Annotated in this window: 13 protein-coding genes; 12 read left to right on the forward strand and 1 reads right to left on the reverse strand. The window is 28.7% G+C overall.

Going from position 1 to position 17,151, the window contains the following annotated elements:
• Positions 1–832 (forward strand): hypothetical protein (locus tag WBG30_RS09385; RefSeq protein ID WP_424504394.1); only part of this gene is annotated, 832 nt, incomplete at its 5' end.
• Between the two features lie 142 nt (positions 833–974).
• Here WBG30_RS09385 and WBG30_RS09390 read toward each other — a convergent pair.
• Entirely contained in the window at positions 975–1,133 is a 159-nt protein-coding gene (locus tag WBG30_RS09390) for a hypothetical protein (protein WP_424504395.1), read from the reverse strand.
• A 1,062-nt stretch (positions 1,134–2,195) separates the two neighbouring features.
• On the opposite strand from WBG30_RS09390, the gene WBG30_RS09395 reads away from it, so the two are divergent.
• From WBG30_RS09395 to pheS, 11 genes are all read left to right on the forward strand, one after another.
• Positions 2,196–2,948 (forward strand): methyltransferase domain-containing protein, encoded by a 753-nt coding sequence (locus WBG30_RS09395; RefSeq protein WP_424504396.1) that lies wholly within the window; start codon positions 2,196–2,198, stop codon positions 2,946–2,948.
• Positions 2,949–3,144: 196 nt separating this feature from the next.
• A complete protein-coding gene (locus tag WBG30_RS09400) occupies positions 3,145–5,097 on the forward strand; it encodes a DUF3857 domain-containing transglutaminase family protein (protein WP_424504397.1) in 1,953 nt (650 codons plus the stop codon).
• The gene (locus WBG30_RS09405; RefSeq protein ID WP_424504398.1) at positions 5,087–7,024 is read left to right on the forward strand and encodes a DUF3857 domain-containing protein; all 1,938 of its coding nucleotides are present in this window, start codon (positions 5,087–5,089) and stop codon (positions 7,022–7,024) included. The genes WBG30_RS09400 and WBG30_RS09405 overlap by 11 nt, the downstream gene beginning before the upstream one ends.
• Positions 7,025–7,307: 283 nt before the next feature.
• Positions 7,308–7,517 (forward strand): S4 domain-containing protein YaaA, encoded by a 210-nt coding sequence (gene yaaA, locus WBG30_RS09410; protein WP_424504399.1) that lies wholly within the window; start codon positions 7,308–7,310, stop codon positions 7,515–7,517.
• Between the two features lie 11 nt (positions 7,518–7,528).
• Positions 7,529–8,611, forward strand: a complete 1,083-nt coding sequence (gene recF, locus WBG30_RS09415; protein WP_424504400.1) for a DNA replication/repair protein RecF — start codon at positions 7,529–7,531, stop codon at positions 8,609–8,611.
• The gene (locus WBG30_RS09420) at positions 8,604–9,443 is read left to right on the forward strand and encodes a DUF721 domain-containing protein (protein WP_424504401.1); all 840 of its coding nucleotides are present in this window, start codon (positions 8,604–8,606) and stop codon (positions 9,441–9,443) included. The genes recF and WBG30_RS09420 overlap by 8 nt, the downstream gene beginning before the upstream one ends.
• Positions 9,444–9,463: 20 nt before the next feature.
• The gene (gene gyrB, locus WBG30_RS09425; protein ID WP_424504402.1) at positions 9,464–11,371 is read left to right on the forward strand and encodes a DNA topoisomerase (ATP-hydrolyzing) subunit B; all 1,908 of its coding nucleotides are present in this window, start codon (positions 9,464–9,466) and stop codon (positions 11,369–11,371) included.
• Between the two features lie 138 nt (positions 11,372–11,509).
• Positions 11,510–14,338 carry a DNA gyrase subunit A gene (locus WBG30_RS09430; protein WP_424504403.1) on the forward strand — a complete coding sequence of 943 codons (2,829 nt, stop codon included), beginning with the start codon at positions 11,510–11,512 and terminating at the stop codon, positions 14,336–14,338.
• Positions 14,339–14,592: 254 nt separating this feature from the next.
• Entirely contained in the window at positions 14,593–15,369 is a 777-nt protein-coding gene (locus tag WBG30_RS09435; RefSeq protein ID WP_424504404.1) for a hypothetical protein, read from the forward strand.
• 187 nt (positions 15,370–15,556) lie between these two features.
• The gene (locus WBG30_RS09440) at positions 15,557–16,012 is read left to right on the forward strand and encodes a YfcE family phosphodiesterase (RefSeq protein ID WP_424504405.1); all 456 of its coding nucleotides are present in this window, start codon (positions 15,557–15,559) and stop codon (positions 16,010–16,012) included.
• Positions 16,013–16,094: 82 nt separating this feature from the next.
• Entirely contained in the window at positions 16,095–17,114 is a 1,020-nt protein-coding gene (gene pheS, locus WBG30_RS09445; RefSeq protein WP_424504406.1) for a phenylalanine--tRNA ligase subunit alpha, read from the forward strand.
• Positions 17,115–17,151: the final 37 nt, after the last annotated feature.

Genomic DNA, 17,151 nt, shown 5'->3' on the forward strand with positions numbered 1-17,151 from the left:
GTTTAGTGGTGTAGAGAACACAAATAAAATTATAAAAAAATATGGTTATTATATATATGCATATCAAAAACTTTTAAAAGTTCACCAAATTTTTTATCTCTTATATGCGGAAGCAGCAGGACTAAAATCAGAAGGAAATAAAACTATTCTTGTAAAAAAAGATATTATTAATTTTTTTGGATATGAAAAAAATGAAGTAAATATAAATATACAAAATTTATTAGATAAAGAAATTATAGGAAAATATAAAGATAATTATGTCTTTGGTTCTGTTTGTTCTGATTTTGTTTGTTCTGATTCAATTATAGTATCTGAATTTGCTGAAGAAAAAAGAAAAATTCAACACGCTCAAATAGAAAAGATAGAAAAACAAAATCAAAAATTCGAAACAATGGAAAAAAAGCTTGAAACAATGGAACAAGAACTCAAACCAATGGAAAAAAAGCTTGAAACAATAGAAAATCAGATGTATAACAATATATTAACTTTTATGGGAACCTTTATTTCTATATTTTCTTTAATATCCATTAATTTTAGCATGTTCAGTTCAATAAAAGATATTCCTTACTGGGATAGATTATCTTATGTACTTATAATTAATATAGCTTTATTTATAGTTATTTCAGGTTTAGTAACTCTCATATTTTGTATGGTAAATAAACTTAATAAAGGTTTATTTATCAAATTCATTAGCGTTATAGCCGTTGTAATATTAATATTATCGTTTGGAGTGTGGTTTGCAGAATATAAAAATTCATTAGCTCAAACAAAAACATTTAAAGTTGAACATTTAAAAATAAAATCGTCTTATGAAATTTTAGATATACATTAAATTTATATGTTTATTTCAAAGATGAAAGTTCCAAAATATGTGTTTTGTAAGTTTCATAAAGGAAGTCAATAAAATTAAGCTTAAAAAGACACCATTAATTTAGTGTCTTTTTTTTAAAATACTTTTTTTATTCTGTTTGCGATTATCCCACGGTTTTGTCCATGACTAACTTTAGTATCAAATAAACCAAAACCAATAATGAAATTTTAAAAATCTTATCTGTAAAATCTTTATTCATCAAAATATTATAAATCTTATCTGTAAAATCTTTATTCGTTAAAATACGATAAATCTTATCCATCTATTCCCCCTTTAAGCTAAATTTTACAAAGCCTAAAGAACTATTTTCAATTAAAAATTTATTGGTTAAATTATGATGGATAAGTCGTTTTTTAGTTGACAAATTCACTCATATTAATTACAATATATATATAATATCTAAAACAAGTATATTATTACATTATTATATACTTGTAGAAAAAACATTAAAAACAGTATTACCAGTACTCTTTTTAAGAATTAATTGAAAAGGTCTTTATTCTTTGGAATTCTGTCCTTTTTTTTTATCTCATTTAATGTAATTACACATTACATTTTATCATGGATATAAAAAGGAAGTTGAGCTTATGAGGTAAGTATATCATATAATTGTGTTCTATAAAAGAAATTTTTTAAGCTTTACATAACATGTAATGATGTGTCATTATAGATATATGATTATAATATCATTATAATCATTACGTTTATCCGTTCCAATCGGCATTTATTTAGAAGTGTCCTATTTCTGTACCACATCTAACCTAGTACAGAAATATATAATCTATTACTCTAATTTTATCTCTACTTTTTATTTTTAATATACTATATAAACTATTTCAGTCATAAACATTTTAAATTCCAACTTAACTAACCATTCTGATAAATTTTTTGTTTTTTTCTTCTTCTTTTACTGTTACTGTTGTTTTTTGCATAAAACCTACTTTTCCTGTCATTCCTCTGATATCCTCTTTGGAAATTTTTTATCGTTAATTGAGAAAATATAAAAACTCGTATTTCTAATTAACAAAAGGGCATTTTGTTAAGTAAAAAACCTAATAAAAACAAAGGCTTAATCTCGTTTTATATATTTCTCTATGTTGTGATTAATTTGTTAATTAGAGATCATAGTAAAATAGGCGGGAAAAGATGATAAAAAAATTTATGGGTTTTAGGATGAGAGAAAATTAAAAATCTTTGAGGATGGATTAAAAAATAAAAATGAGCTTATTTTTATTTATTTCTAAATTTTAGAGATAACCTTGATAGAAGAAAAAATTAATATTATACTTTAATTAGAGAATGAATATTTGGTGGAGGTAAAAAAATGGAAAATGTTTTTTCAACAGATGATAAGACTAAGATACGAAGAGATATCGAAAAAAAATATTCTAAAGTTGCACTTAATCCTGTAGGGCAATTTAGATATACTACAGGACGAAAAGCATTGGAATATTTGAAATATGATGAAAAAATATTGGGACAACTTCCCGAAACAATAGCTGATAGTTATTGTGGGACAGGAAATCCATTTTTATTGGGAGATATAAATGCTGGAGAAAGCGTTTTGGATTTTGGCTGTGGAGCAGGAGTTGATCTTATTTTTGCTTCTAAATTAGTAGGAGATCAAGGGAAGGTAGTTGGATTAGATATTGTTTCTGAGATGTTGGAAAAAGCCAAGGCAAATATAAATAAGTTAGGTCTAGAGAATACTAGTCTAATTTTATATGAGGATGAAAAATTAATATTTGCAGATAACACCTTTGACACAATAATATCTAATAGTGTTTTTAATTTGGTTCCAAATAAAGAGTTGTTATTAAAAGAACTATATAGAGTTTTAAAACCATATGGAAAATTAATGGTTGTAGATCAATTGTTTATAGGAAAAGAGATTAAAGAACACAAAGATAGAGTCGATAGTTGGTTTCAATGAGAGGGAGGAGCTGTATCAGAAAAGGTTTTTCTGAAGATGTTAGAGAATGCTGGTTTTATAAAAGTCCAAGCAGTAGAAGAAAAAGGTTATAATAGTTCTCCTAAAACTAAAGGAGCCTTAGTTCGTGGAGAAAAGAAGAGTTAATAAGAAATAAAAATAGTTAAAATAAAAGTAGGATCTTCGGATTCTACTTTTATTTTGAATTTTTTAACCTTTATTTTTTCCAATATTTAACTATTTAATAATTTTATTATAAATTTTGATGTTTTATTATATACTTATCGTACAGAAATAGAACCTGTCATAAAATAAATGGTATTAAAAAAAGGAGGAAATAGAAATGGTTAAAAAGTTTATATTATTATTAACAATATGGTTTTCATCGATAAGTTTTTCCGCTTATATCCCTAAAAATCAAGCTATTAAAATTTTATCGCCAATAGTAGCACAAGATTATAAGGAATATAACGAGGTTTATATAGTTAATTCATTGACACGAATGAATGAGTTAGGTGAAGGAACTGAAACTACGGAAACTTATAAAAAGGTTTTGAATACGACTTCTAAAAAAAATAATTCGCTTTCTTATGATTATAATGCCAATTATAGTAGTTTAGATATAACTACTATAGAGCTAATTAAAGCAAATGGAAAAAAAATTAAATTGGATTCTAAAAAAATATTGGAAGAAAAAACAAATGGGGCTTCTCAAGAGCAAAACATATATACAACTCAAGATAAAACTTTATCTGGAACCTTACCAAATCTGGAAATAGGGGATATAATCTATACAAAAGTTGTTCAAACTATAAAGAAAGCAAGGATAAAAGGACATTTTTCGGGGGTGATTACTTTGGAAAGTACTGCTAAATTTATAAATAATTATGAAAAAATTATATTACCCAAGAATATAAAACTGTATGTTCATGAATTGAATAAAACGGGATTTAAATATGAGAAAAAAAGAACTGTAGTAGAGGATAAACAGATATATGAATGGAATATAAGGGATAATTCATTGGTAACCTTAGAACCTAATATGGAAAATTTTGCATTTTCTTTAAACCATATAAAATATACAACTATACCAAACTGGGAGTATATATCAAAATGGTATTACGATCTGGTAACACCTCATCTTATCATGAATGAGAATATCAAAGAGAAAGTTAAAGAATTAACTAAAGATACGAAAACAAGAGAGGAAAAAATAGAAAATATTTTTTATTGGGTTGCTAGAAACATTAGGTATTTAGGAGTAGATGGTGAAAAGAATAGACCTGGTTTGGAGCCTCATGACATATCTTATACATTTAAAACTAGAGGAGGAATATGTAGGGATAAAGCAGCTCTTCTTAGTGCTATGCTTAATGAAGCGGGGGTAAAATCAGATGTAATTCTTATAAGTGCAGGGTCAAGGCTTAACCCTAAGGTACCTGTTACTTGGTTTAATCATGCTATAACAATGGCCTATGATGAAAATGGTGAGCCATTGCACATATTGGATCCAACAGACGAAACCACTAAGGATTTTTTACCTAAATATGAGGAGGATAATTCCTACTTAATAGCCCGTAAAGATGGTGATACACTGAGGAGTACTCCCATGTCACCGGCTATAGAAAATAACTCCAGTGCAACTATAGATCTAAATATTGACAAGGACTATAATGCTGTAGGGACTATTAAATTTACATTTTCAGGGATAGCTGATGGTGAATTAAGAAGAACATCTATGAATATGAATAAGTATGATCTAGATAAACTGATAACTAGATTGATAAACAAAGTCAATCCCAGTATAATAACGACAAATATTGTGACTGCCGATCCCCAAGATATGGATTCTAAATATACTATAAAAGCTGATATTGAAATACCTAAATATGGTAAAAAGATCAATGATTATATATATATCCCATTTAGTGGTGCTGATCCTGGTATTCATTTTATGTATGAGGGATCAATCTCATATCCATTTTCATTAGCAGATAGAAAATATGATTTCAAACTAAATTCACCGACAAGTTTTATAGTAAACTATCATTTAGAGTTTTCAGAGGATATCTCAGATATCTCCATACCAAAACCGAAAAACATAAACTATGCTGGATTTAAAACTATATTTACTTCTAAAGTAAAAAACAATACATTGAATACCACTTATTATTTAGAAAGTTCAAAGATTCATTTTCCTAAAGAAAAATATCAAGACATAAAAAAAGAGATAGGGGAACTTTCGAATAATAACAATTTATTCTTGATAAAAGAGGTGGAAACAGATGAAAAATAAAATAAAATTGTTTATATATATAACTTTAACAGCCATAATTTTTACAGGATGTATAAAACCTAAGTTAGGCAATAGTAAAAATTTGGATAAGGTGGGATATAAATTTAATGAAGTTATAGATGTTATTAAAGATAACGATAAAATTCCTAAGGAATATGCTGAATTAGGAGCGGTAGATTTGATAAAGAGTAAAAAAATAATAGTTAATAAGGATGGAAGTAGTAAAGTTCATCGTTTTTACATTAGTAAAATAATTAATTATGAAGGAAAGAAAAAATTATCAGATATAGTTATAAATTATGATCCTACTAAAGAGGTGTTGATTTTAGGAGATATGTATACAGTAACAAAAGACTATAAAAAAATTTTAATACCTAAAAATCAAAGCATTGAACAGGATGATCAACTGGCAATATACTCGCCTTCATATGTTCGCAATAAAAATAGAATAATTAATTTTCCTCAAGTAGAACCAGGGACATATATTGTAATTGATTATACTATTAAAACTAAATATAGTTATCCGCTAAGTGGAAATGATATTTTTGATAATGAGCTTCCATCTTTGAAAAAAACTATTGTGATAGATTATCCAAGATCTATGAATTTGAATTATGAAGTTATAGGGGATAATATAGTTGAGAATAAGAAAGTTTTAAATGATAGAAATATCTTAACTTTTAGTTCAAAGAATACAAAAGTTTTAAAATGGGAGGAAGCAATGCCCCAGAATTTATTATTGGATGTAAATAAAGTTGTGTATTCTTTTTATAAAGATTGGGCAGATTTTTCTAAAGAAAAAATACAATCTATGGAAAATATAGAAATTAGCACTGAAGTCAAGGAATTTTCTAATAAAATAGTTGGAGATACTCAAAAAAAATCAGATAAGATAGCTAGTATATATTCATATGTGATAAATAACTTTACTACAAAAAAAATATATTTGACTCAAGCAGATTTTAAACCTCTAAAATTAGATCGAATTATCTATCAAAAATACGGTTCTGTAATCGATTTGAATGCATTATTTGTAGGTTTGCTAAAGGCACAAAATATTAATGATGTCTATCCTGTGATTATATTAGATTCATATGCTGAAAGTTCTCCTTTACAGAAAAAATATCCTATAAATTACTCTATAGCTAATATAGGAACCTATGTTGAGGGAAGGATAGTTCTGTTAAATAGTCGATATAATTATCTAGATACACTGGATGAAAAAATAAACTATATATCTAAAAAAAATAACTATCTGCCTCAGGTTTATGATAAAAAAAATGATTATAAAAAAAATATAGATTATTTTTATAAGTTAAAAGATGGAGATGCAAAAATCAATCTAAACTTTGAATTTAAAGGGCAAAGTGAATCTTTTATAAGATCTTATGGAGGAATATTACCAGCATTACGGAAAAATATTTTAGATCAAGAAATTGGGACTTCATCAATGACAATAGTTGGAAAAGCAAAATTTAGTGATTTTATGGATTATAATAAACCCGTGAAGATGTCATTGAGTTTAAAAGTTGATAATTTAGTGATAGATCAAGATAAATATTTATATTTTACAATTTTTCCTACAGAGATCAACCTAAAGGTATCTTTAGATAAGAGAAATTATGACTATCAAATATACAATGAGGTATCTACAAAAGAAGAGTTTGTTGTAGATCTTAGTCAGAATAAAAAAATATTAGCGACTTCAAAATTTATCAATGAACTAAATATTCTAAGAGAGTTTAAGATAGGAGAGAAAACAGCAAAATATAAATTTATTTCGAAACAAGATAAAAATATTATAAATATAACTAGAGAGATCTATATCCCTGTTGGAATAGTAAAAAAAGAAAATTACAAAGAATTTAAAGACTTTGTATTGGATATAAAAAATCCTATGAGAGATAAAATTTTTATAAAAAAATAGTGAAATAAAAAAACAGGACTTTTAAGTTCTGTTTTTTTATTTCTGAGCCCTCTAATCTGTCAAATAAGGAACGTTAAACAACTTTTTAATGATGGGATTAAGATAGTTTGTTAAGAACCCGTTTTAATTGATAATAAAGGGGGAATGTGATAAAATATAATGTATAATTATATTGAATAGAAGATCTAAATTTTATTAAAATTAATCCTTACTTTAAAATTCTTTTTAGAGGGACAGCGATTAAGTTGGTTTAGAAAAATTTCAATAAATTTGGAGGTAAAAAATGGAAAAAATACAAATTACAACGGAATTTATTAAATTAGATCAATTACTGAAGTGGGCCAATGTAGTAAGTAGTGGATCAGATGCAAAACATATAATTACCGAAGAGATGGTAAAAGTAAATGGTGAGATTGAAACGAGAAGAGGAAAGAAGATCCGTGTAGGAGATATTGTAGAATTTGATGGTAAAGAGATAGAAGTAATAGCGTAAGAGGTGTTTAGATGCAAATCCTAGATATGAATATGATCAATTTTAGAAACTTAGATGATGAACACTTGGAATTTGATCGTAGATTTAACTTGTTTTTAGGGAAAAATGGCCAAGGAAAAACTAGTATATTAGAGGCTATTTATTTTACGGTTACGGGCAAGAGTTTTCGAACTAGTAAAAACAAGGAAATGATAAAATATGGTCACCATAAGATGGGAGCTTTTGTTAACTATGAAGATAGGATAGCGTTGAAATCCATGTCGGTAAAAGTAGGAGATAAAAAAAAGATATATTCCTATAATAGAAAATCTGTTAAGTATGATGAATTTTTAGGTAAATTAAATATTATATCTTTTATACCAGAAGATATAGAGCTTATTATTGGGTCACCTAGTGTGAGGAGATCGTTTTTTGATTATGAGATAGCTCAAGCAGATCCAGAGTACTATCTTTATTTGAAGTCGGTATCCAAACTATTAAAATTTAGAAACAAATATCTAAAAGACAGAAATACCAAAGATTCAATGTTTGAGATTTATAATTTGGAGTTTATAAAATATGCATCATTAGTAGTAAAAAAAAGGATTGATTATGTAAAAAATGTTTCGAGGCTGTTATCTTTAAACTATCGAAAATTATTTGATGGAGAAAAAGAGCTGACCTTAGGCTATAAATCTTTTTTAGGAGAGTTAAGAGCTCCTACTTTGGAGGAGATAGAGGGAAAAATCAAGAAAAGTTATGAACAAGTTAAGGATCGTGAATTAAGGTATGGATATTCCTTGATTGGTCCCCAAAGAGATGACTTTATCTTTTTGTTAGACAATAAAGAGGCTAAATCTTATTCATCTCAAGGGGAGAAAAAATCCATAGTATTTGCCTTGAAAATATCTGAAATAGATATGATAATCAAGGAAAAAAAAGAAACACCTGTCTTTATAATAGATGATATATCATCTTATTTTGACTCTATAAGAAAAGAAAATATATTGAAATATTTTCAGAAAAGAGAGATACAATTATTTATTAGTTCTACTTCAGATCTAGAGATAGAAGCGAAAAGATTTCATGTACACAGAGGTGAGATAGATGGTTAAAAATCTAGTAGATGTAAGTGATCTTATGGACGTAGCTATAACTAAAAGCCGGCTCCTAAAGGAAGGTATTTTAAAATCAGAGTGGGACAAGATAGTAGGGGAACTCTCTAAAAAAAGTTTTGTTATTTTCTTGAAGAATGGAAAACTTTTTGTAGGAGTAGAAAATTCTATTTGGATTCAGCAGATGAATTTTCAAAAGCAGTCTATCATAAAGAAAACCAATGAATTTTTAGGTGGCAATTATGTAAGTGAAATAATTTTTAAAATTGGAAAAAAAGACACGAAAGATTATTTTTTAAAAGAAACACCAAAAAATGATTCAATAGATTTGGACAGCGTGACCTTAACTGCTGAAGAATATCTACAGATAGAAGTGGAACTTAAAGAAATTAAAGATGACTTTATAAAAAAACAGACAAAAATTGTTTTGGAAAAATCATACAAACGAAAAAAATATTTAAAACTTCATGGGTATAAACAGTGTAAGTGTGGGGTGTATTATAGTTCTCCTGAATCTATGTGTGCTATATGCACAAATAAAGAGGTTTTAAAATTAGAAGAAACTCTTATGAAAGCATTTAAAAATAGGAAGATGCTGAAATATTCCCAAGCTGTAAAGGTGATAGAAGATTTAACAGAGAAAGAATATAATAGAATAAAGTTAAAAAAACTATCCAAGATAAAAAAAGATATAGATATCTATTTGAAAAACAGAAAAGATGATATAGCCTTTGAATTATCTAAACTATATTTTACTATAGATTTAGGTGAATTAAAGGATGAACATATAGAAAAAAGAGCAGAAGAATTTATACAATTGTTAAAGAAATAAGATTTAGGAGGGTAAGTTAGATGAGTAATAATTATAAAGCGGAAGACATAACGGTTTTAGAAGGACTGGAAGCTGTTAGAAAAAGACCGGGAATGTATATTGGTTCTACATCTGAAAGAGGATTACACCATCTTGTATGGGAAGTTGTGGATAACTCAGTAGATGAAGCCTTGGCAGGGTACTGTAACAAGATAATTATAAATGTGTTAGAAGACAATGTAATTGAAGTAATTGATAATGGAAGAGGTATCCCTACTGGAATACATCCTAAACATGGAAAATCAGCACTAGAGATAGTATTGACAGTTCTACATGCTGGTGGTAAGTTTGAAAATGACAATTATAAAGTATCAGGTGGACTTCACGGAGTAGGTATTTCAGTAGTAAATGCTCTTTCTGAATGGATGGAAGTTTATGTGAAAACAGATGGACAAATTTTCCACCAAAGATTGGAAAGAGGAAAACCTATGTTTGATGTAGAAACAATAGGTAAAACTAAGGAAACTGGTACTAGAATAGTTTTTAAAGCTGATGATGAAATATTTGAAACTTTGGTTTATAGTTTTGAAACTCTAGAAAATAGATTAAAAGAATTAGCTTATTTAAATAAAGGTTTAGAGATTGTACTTACTGACTCTAGAAAAGAAGAAAAAGTAGAGGAAATATTAAAATTTGATGGTGGTATAATTGATTTCTTGGCAGAGATAGAAGAAGGAAATGAAAAATTAATAAAAGAGCCTATCTACATGAAAGGAGAGGCTGAAGGAGTAATCGTAGAGATTGCTATGACTTATACAGTAAAACAAAGAGAAAGTATATTCTCATTTGTTAATAATATACATACCCATGAAGGAGGAACCCATGTAAGTGGATTTAGAACTGCTCTTACTCGTGTAGTAAATGATGTAGCTAAAACTATGGGACTCATAAAAGAAAGAGACGGTAACTTACAGGGAAGTGATATCAGAGAGGGTATGACTGCAATTTTATCTCTAAAGGTACCAGATCCACAATTTGAAGGACAGACTAAGACTAAATTAGGAAGTTCAGAAGTTACTAGTATAGTTTCTGGAATTGTTGGTAAATATTTAAAAATGCATTTAGAAGATACTCCTGCAGATGCAAGGAACGTAATTGAGAAAATTTTGATGTCTAAAAAAGCAAGGGAAGCAGCTAAAAAAGCAAGAGAATTAGTAATGAGAAAATCAGCTTTAGAAGTTGGATCATTACCAGGTAAACTTGCAGACTGTTCATCTAAAAAACCTGAAGAATCTGAAGTATATATAGTAGAGGGAGACTCAGCAGGAGGATCAGCAAAGCAAGGAAGAGACAGACACACTCAAGCTATCTTACCACTTCGTGGAAAGATACTAAATGTAGAAAAAGCTGGATTGCATAGAGCTTTAGAAAATACAGAAGTAAGGGCTATGATTACAGCATTTGGTGCTGGAATGAATGATGAAATGAATCTTGAAAAATTAAGATATCATAAGATCATAATCATGACCGATGCCGATGTAGATGGGGCTCATATCAGAACTTTAATATTAACATTCTTGTTTAGATACATGCATGATCTAGTAACTAATGGAAATATATATATTGCTCAACCGCCGTTATTTAAGATAACAGCTGGTAGATCGGTACAGTATGCTTATACAGATAAACAGATGAAGAGTGCAACCGATCTACTTAATGCAGAAAATAGAAGATTTACCCTTCAAAGATACAAAGGGTTAGGAGAAATGAATCCAGATCAATTATGGGAAACAACAATGGATCCAGATACAAGAACATTATTACAAGTAAGTATAGATGATGCTGTAGAAGCGGATAAGTTATTTGATAAATTAATGGGTGACAAGGTGGAACCTAGAAAGAAATTTATCGAAGAAGGAGCCGAATTCGTAAAAAACTTGGATATTTAACTCCTCCTTCTTATGATTTCTCAAAGTTGTAGATATTAAAATAAGAGAAATCAATGAAAGAGCTTGGAAGTCTCCATATTAATTTAATAGAGAGACTTAGAGAGGGTTATTTAAGAATGAATTTATCAGGAGGATTAGATGTCAAATATAATAACTAGATATATAGAACAAGAGATGAAAGAATCATATTTGGACTACTCTATGAGTGTAATTGTAAGTAGAGCATTACCAGATGTAAAAGATGGATTAAAACCAGTTCATAGAAGGATTTTGTTTGCTATGAACGAACTAGGTATGACGAGTGATAAAGCACATAAAAAATCAGCTAGAATCGTCGGTGAAGTACTGGGTAAGTATCATCCACATGGAGATTCGGCTGTTTATAATACAATGGTTAGAATGGCTCAAGATTTTAACTATAGATATGAATTAATAGATGGACATGGAAACTTTGGATCGATAGATGGAGATTCGGCAGCAGCCATGAGATATACAGAAGCAAGAATGGCTAAAATCACAAAAGAATTATTAGTAGATTTAGATAAAAATACTATAGATTACAGAAAAAACTTTGATGATTCATTGGATGAACCTATTGTATTACCTGCAAAACTACCTAATTTACTATTAAATGGAGCAACTGGTATCGCAGTAGGAATGGCAACAAACATACCTCCTCATAACTTAGGAGAATTAGTAGATGGAATTTTAGCTGTTATAAATAACAGGTTAGAAATAAAGGGTAAAAAAGCTGAGATAGTAGAAGGATTTGAAAAAATAAAGGAATTAATCATTAATTCTACAGAAAAAATCGATGCAGAGATAGCTTTTGAAAGAATAGAAAAGATGATTTCAAAAGGTGATGTAACAGATGAAAACAAATTATTGAATGCAGTTGAAAAGATAAAGGCTGTTATAGATAAGTCAATAGAAGAAAATGATGCACTAAACCTTAAACTTCAAAAAGAAAGAGAAGCTAGGGAAGAAACTTTGGAAGATGAAAACTATACAGAGATACCAAAAGAACTATCACTAACTACTTTTAGAGAGATAAAAAAGGTGATTTCAGAGATCTTAGGAGGAGCGACTAGGATAACTTCAAGAGATCTAATCGAATATATAAGTGGACCTGACTTTCCAACCGGTGGAATAATCGATGGGAAAAAAGGAATATATGATGCTTATACTACTGGTAGAGGTAGGGTAAGAGTAAGAGGGAAGGTGAAAATTGAAGAGCACCAAAATGGGAAGAGCTCGATAATAATTAATGAAGTACCATTTCAAGTAAATAAAGCTAGGATGATAGAAAAGATCGCTAACCTTGTAAGAGAGAAAAAAATTACAGGAATAACTGACCTTAGAGATGAATCTGATAGAAATGGTATAAGAGTAGTAATAGAGACTAAGAGGGGAGAAGAACCTGAATTAATCTTAAATAAATTATATAAATATACTGAATTACAAAATACATTTGGAATTATTATGTTAGCTTTAGTGGATAACGTACCAAAAGTATTAAAGTTGAAAGAAATTTTAGACCATTATATCAATCATAGATTTGATGTAATAACTAGAAGAACGAAGTTTGAATTAGAAAAAGCTCAGAAAAGATCTCATATTTTAGAGGGATTCAGAATAGCTTTAGACAACATTGGAGAGATAATCAAGATAGTTAGAGGATCAAAAGATGCTAATGTAGCAAAAGAAACTTTAAAAATAGATTATTCATTTAGTGAAGCTCAAGCTAGATCGATCTTAGACATGAAATTACAAAGATTAACTGGTTTAGAAAGAGATAAAATAGAAACTGAATACATGGCTTTAGTACATGTAATAGAGGAATTAAACTATATTTTAAACAATAAAGATAAAGTTTATGAAATAATAACTGAGGAATTAGAAGAACTTAAAGAAAACTATTCTGATGAAAGAAGAACTCAAATAGAGGAATCTAGATTAGATATCAATATAGAGGATTTAATTTCGGATGAAAAAGTAATCGTAACTCTGACTAACAAAGGTTATGTAAAGAGAATAAGTCAAGATAAGTATAAAGCTCAAAAAAGAGGCGGAAAGGGCGTAAGTAGTCAAAATACAGTCGAGGGTGACTTCGTAGAAAATATGTATGCTGCTTCTAACCTAGATACCATGATGATCTATACAGATAGTGGAAAGGTATATAGCTTAAAAGTATATGAAATTCCTGAATTTTCTAAACAGGCTAGAGGTAAATTAATAGAAAATATGATTAATTTAGGAGAAGATGAGAAGGTAAGATCTATAATAAAAGTTAGAGATTTTTCTGAAGAACATGAAGTATTCTTCCTAACTAGAAATGGTATAGTGAAGAAAACTAACCTAAGTCAATTTAAGAATATCAACAAATCTGGTCTACGTGCTATAAACTTAAAAGATGATGATGATCTTATATTTGTTGGATTAGTAGATTCTAAAAAAAGTGAAGTATTCGTGGCTACAAGATTAGGATATTCTATAAAATTCCCACAAGATAATGTAAGATCTATGGGAAGATCAGCTACTGGAGTAAAAGGAATTACTCTACGTCCAGAAGATAAAGTAGTATCAGGAGTAATAGTAGAACGTGAAGATGCTAAGATCCTTACTATAACTGAAAATGGATATGGAAAAAGAACCAGAATAACTGGTTACACTAGTCAATCTAGAGGTGGAAAAGGTGTAATTAATATCAGAGTAAGTGCTAGAAATGGAAAAGTTGTAGATGTTAAATCTGTAACCGATGATGAAGAACTATTGGCTATCACTTCAAATGGAGTTGTAATAAGAACTCCAGTAGAGGATATATCTTTAATTGGAAGAGCAACTCAAGGTGTAAAAATCATGAGAGTAGAAGAAACAGAACATGTAGTTTCTACAATTAAGGTAAAAAGAAATCTAGAAGAACTTATTGATGAGGAACTTTCAGAGATAGTAGAAGAAAAAAAATAAGAAAAAAGGAATATATATAGTTTTGTAGAAAAATGTAAATACTAAAAAAACTCTCTTCTACTCTTCCTTCTTATAGTTTCTCTTCTATAAAAGAAACTAAAGCTAGAAAATGTAGCAATAGTTTTCCTTTTGACATCGTAAATTTCTTATAACTAAAAGAAATTTTCGTACTCGTCAATCGGAAAAACGACAAAGAGGAAAGAGTCTAGGGTAAAAACCGTAGGATGGATGAGGGTATAAAGAGGGGTGTTATTATGTTAAATAGAATTTTGATTTTATTCGGAAATGAACTGGACAAACATAATTTGCTAAAAACAGGACAACATTTAAAAGAAAAGTATGGAACAGAAGTATATGGATTATATATTAGAGATATAAGAAAGTATGAAGTACTTCCTCCTACAGTAGAGGGATTAGTTGTGGATAATTCGGCTAATTTCTTGATTAGGGAATGGGAAAAATCAGAAAATATTCAGGTAGAAGAGTTAAAAAAAATATTTAAAAATTATTTTCCAGTAGAACATCTATTAGTAGAAGAGGGGATTACTCAGGAAATTGTACAAGAAAAAATGTTGGGATTTGATTTGATAATAGTTGAGAAATCCAAGACTATTACAGCTAATCAAAAAGATCTTTTCAAAAATCACTATAAACCTATTTTATTGATTCCTGAAAATAATAGTTTGAAGGTAGAAAAAGTGATGATTGCAAATGATAAGAGCGAAAGAATAAATAAATCTATCTTTACTTTTTTGAATATGTTTGAAAAATTAAGAGATTTCACCTCTGTAGCTGTAAATTTAGACGATGAAACAGATCGTGAATTTTCTAAATATATGGAAACAGCAGGGAAAACATTAAATACATTAGAATTAGAGGGGAAACCTGTCGATATAATATCTGAAAAGAGTAAAGAATTTGATATATTAATTATGGGAGACCTTAAACACTCCTTCTTCTTGGAGAGACTTGCAGGGAATACAGGCTTAAAATTATTGGAAAATATAGATATTCCTATCTATATAGGATAATATTTTATATAAGTAAAAAAGTTTTTAGGAGGAGAACTGTTGTTCTCCTCCTAAAATAATATAAAAACCATTGCTATATTTTCTATCTATAGTTTCTTTTCACATAGGAGAATTAGTTTTTTAAAAAGTAAAATTTTGTACTCGTGATTGAGAAATTATAAAAAGGAAGAGTGTGAAAGGAGTCGTTATGAAAGTATTAATAGTATCGGATAGTCATTTAAGACTAGATAATTTAATGAAAATATGGGAAAGAGAAGTTCCAGATGTGGTTATTTCCGCAGGAGATAATAGTAAAGATGTGGAGGAATTGTCATATGTATATGAAAATTCTAAATATTATATAGTTAGAGGAAACTGTGATTATATGGATCATAATACAGAGGATATTTTAGAATTTGAAATTTCAGGAAAAAATATATTTTTGACTCATGGTCATCTATATGGAGTTAAAACAAGTTATGATTATTTAAGGATGGAAGCGAAAGAAAGAGGTAGTGATTTATGTATATTTGGGCATACGCATATTCCATATTTAGAAAAAAAAGATATGATTTTATTTAATCCAGGAGCAGTGAAAGACGGGCTCTACGGGATATTGAATATAAAGAATGATGAAATAAATATAGAGCATAGAAAGTTATAAACTAAAAAAAAGTATGATAATTATCAAAAATTTGATAAAATACTATGAGATTAATGATATAAGGAAGTTTTTAGGAGGCAAGATGAAAGGGATAATAAACGCTCTAAAGGATGAAGTAGCTATTAGCTTAACTTCGATAACTAATGTAAAAGAACTAGAAGATCTAAAGGTAGGAATTCTAGGAAAAAAAGGTAAATTAACAGACATTATGAAAGGAATGAGAAATTTATCTAAAGAAGAAAGACCTGTTATTGGTCAATTAGCTAATGAAGTTAGAGATTTTATTACAAATGAAATTGAAACTAAGATGACTGAGCTAAAAGACGCAGAAAAAACATTGAGAATGAATAACGAAACTATAGATGTTAGTTTACCAGGAAGGGAAACGGGAACTGGAAGATTACACCCTATAACAGAAACTATGGATTTCTTAAAAAATATATTTATAGAGATGGGATTTGATGTAGCAGCAGGACCAGAATTAGAAACTACATTTAATAACTTTGATGCATTGAATATACCAGAAACTCATCCATCGAGAGATTTACAAGATACTTTCTATATAGATGATAATACAGTACTTAGAACACATACATCACCTGTACAAATTAGATATATGCAAAATAAAACAGCACCATTTAGAATGGTATGTCCAGGGAAAGTATATAGATCTGATTACGATGTATCTCATACGCCTATGTTCCATCAAATGGAAGGGTTGATGGTAGGAGAAAATATATCATTTGCTAACTTAAAAGCAATCTTAACAGAATTTGTAAACAAGGTATTTGGAGAAACTAATGTAAGGTTTAGGCCTCATTTTTTTCCATTCACAGAACCTTCGGCAGAGATGGATGTAGAATGTGTAATCTGTAAAGGAAAAGGTTGTAGACTTTGTAAAAATACAGGATGGTTAGAAATAATGGGTTGTGGAATGGTAGACCCTGAAGTATTAAAAAGTGTAAATTATGATGCAGATGAAATAAGTGGATTTGCATTTGGTATGGGAATAGAAAGAGTTGCTATGCTAAGACATGGTATAGATGATTTAAGAGCATTTTATGACAATGATATGAGATTCTTAAAACAATTTAACTTTTAATTGAGCCTGATATTTTTTATAATGTTTAAGAAAAAAT

Source organism: Psychrilyobacter sp. (genome assembly GCF_049671765.1).
Classification (GTDB): Bacteria; Fusobacteriota; Fusobacteriia; order Fusobacteriales; family Fusobacteriaceae; genus Psychrilyobacter.

What these genes read in the sequence shown, in the direction of transcription:
- WBG30_RS09390 (WP_424504395.1), bottom strand. Translation starts at nt 1,133, where the DNA reads ATGGATAAGATTTATCGTATTTTAACGAATAAAGATTTTACAGATAAG.
- WBG30_RS09400 (WP_424504397.1), top strand. Translation starts at nt 3,145, where the DNA reads ATGGTTAAAAAGTTTATATTATTATTAACAATATGGTTTTCATCGATA.
- WBG30_RS09405 (WP_424504398.1), top strand. Translation starts at nt 5,087, where the DNA reads ATGAAAAATAAAATAAAATTGTTTATATATATAACTTTAACAGCCATA.
- yaaA (WP_424504399.1), top strand. Translation starts at nt 7,308, where the DNA reads ATGGAAAAAATACAAATTACAACGGAATTTATTAAATTAGATCAATTA.
- recF (WP_424504400.1), top strand. Translation starts at nt 7,529, where the DNA reads ATGCAAATCCTAGATATGAATATGATCAATTTTAGAAACTTAGATGAT.
- WBG30_RS09420 (WP_424504401.1), top strand. Translation starts at nt 8,604, where the DNA reads ATGGTTAAAAATCTAGTAGATGTAAGTGATCTTATGGACGTAGCTATA.
- gyrB (WP_424504402.1), top strand. Translation starts at nt 9,464, where the DNA reads ATGAGTAATAATTATAAAGCGGAAGACATAACGGTTTTAGAAGGACTG.
- WBG30_RS09430 (WP_424504403.1), top strand. Translation starts at nt 11,510, where the DNA reads ATGTCAAATATAATAACTAGATATATAGAACAAGAGATGAAAGAATCA.
- WBG30_RS09435 (WP_424504404.1), top strand. Translation starts at nt 14,593, where the DNA reads ATGTTAAATAGAATTTTGATTTTATTCGGAAATGAACTGGACAAACAT.
- WBG30_RS09440 (WP_424504405.1), top strand. Translation starts at nt 15,557, where the DNA reads ATGAAAGTATTAATAGTATCGGATAGTCATTTAAGACTAGATAATTTA.
- pheS (WP_424504406.1), top strand. Translation starts at nt 16,095, where the DNA reads ATGAAAGGGATAATAAACGCTCTAAAGGATGAAGTAGCTATTAGCTTA.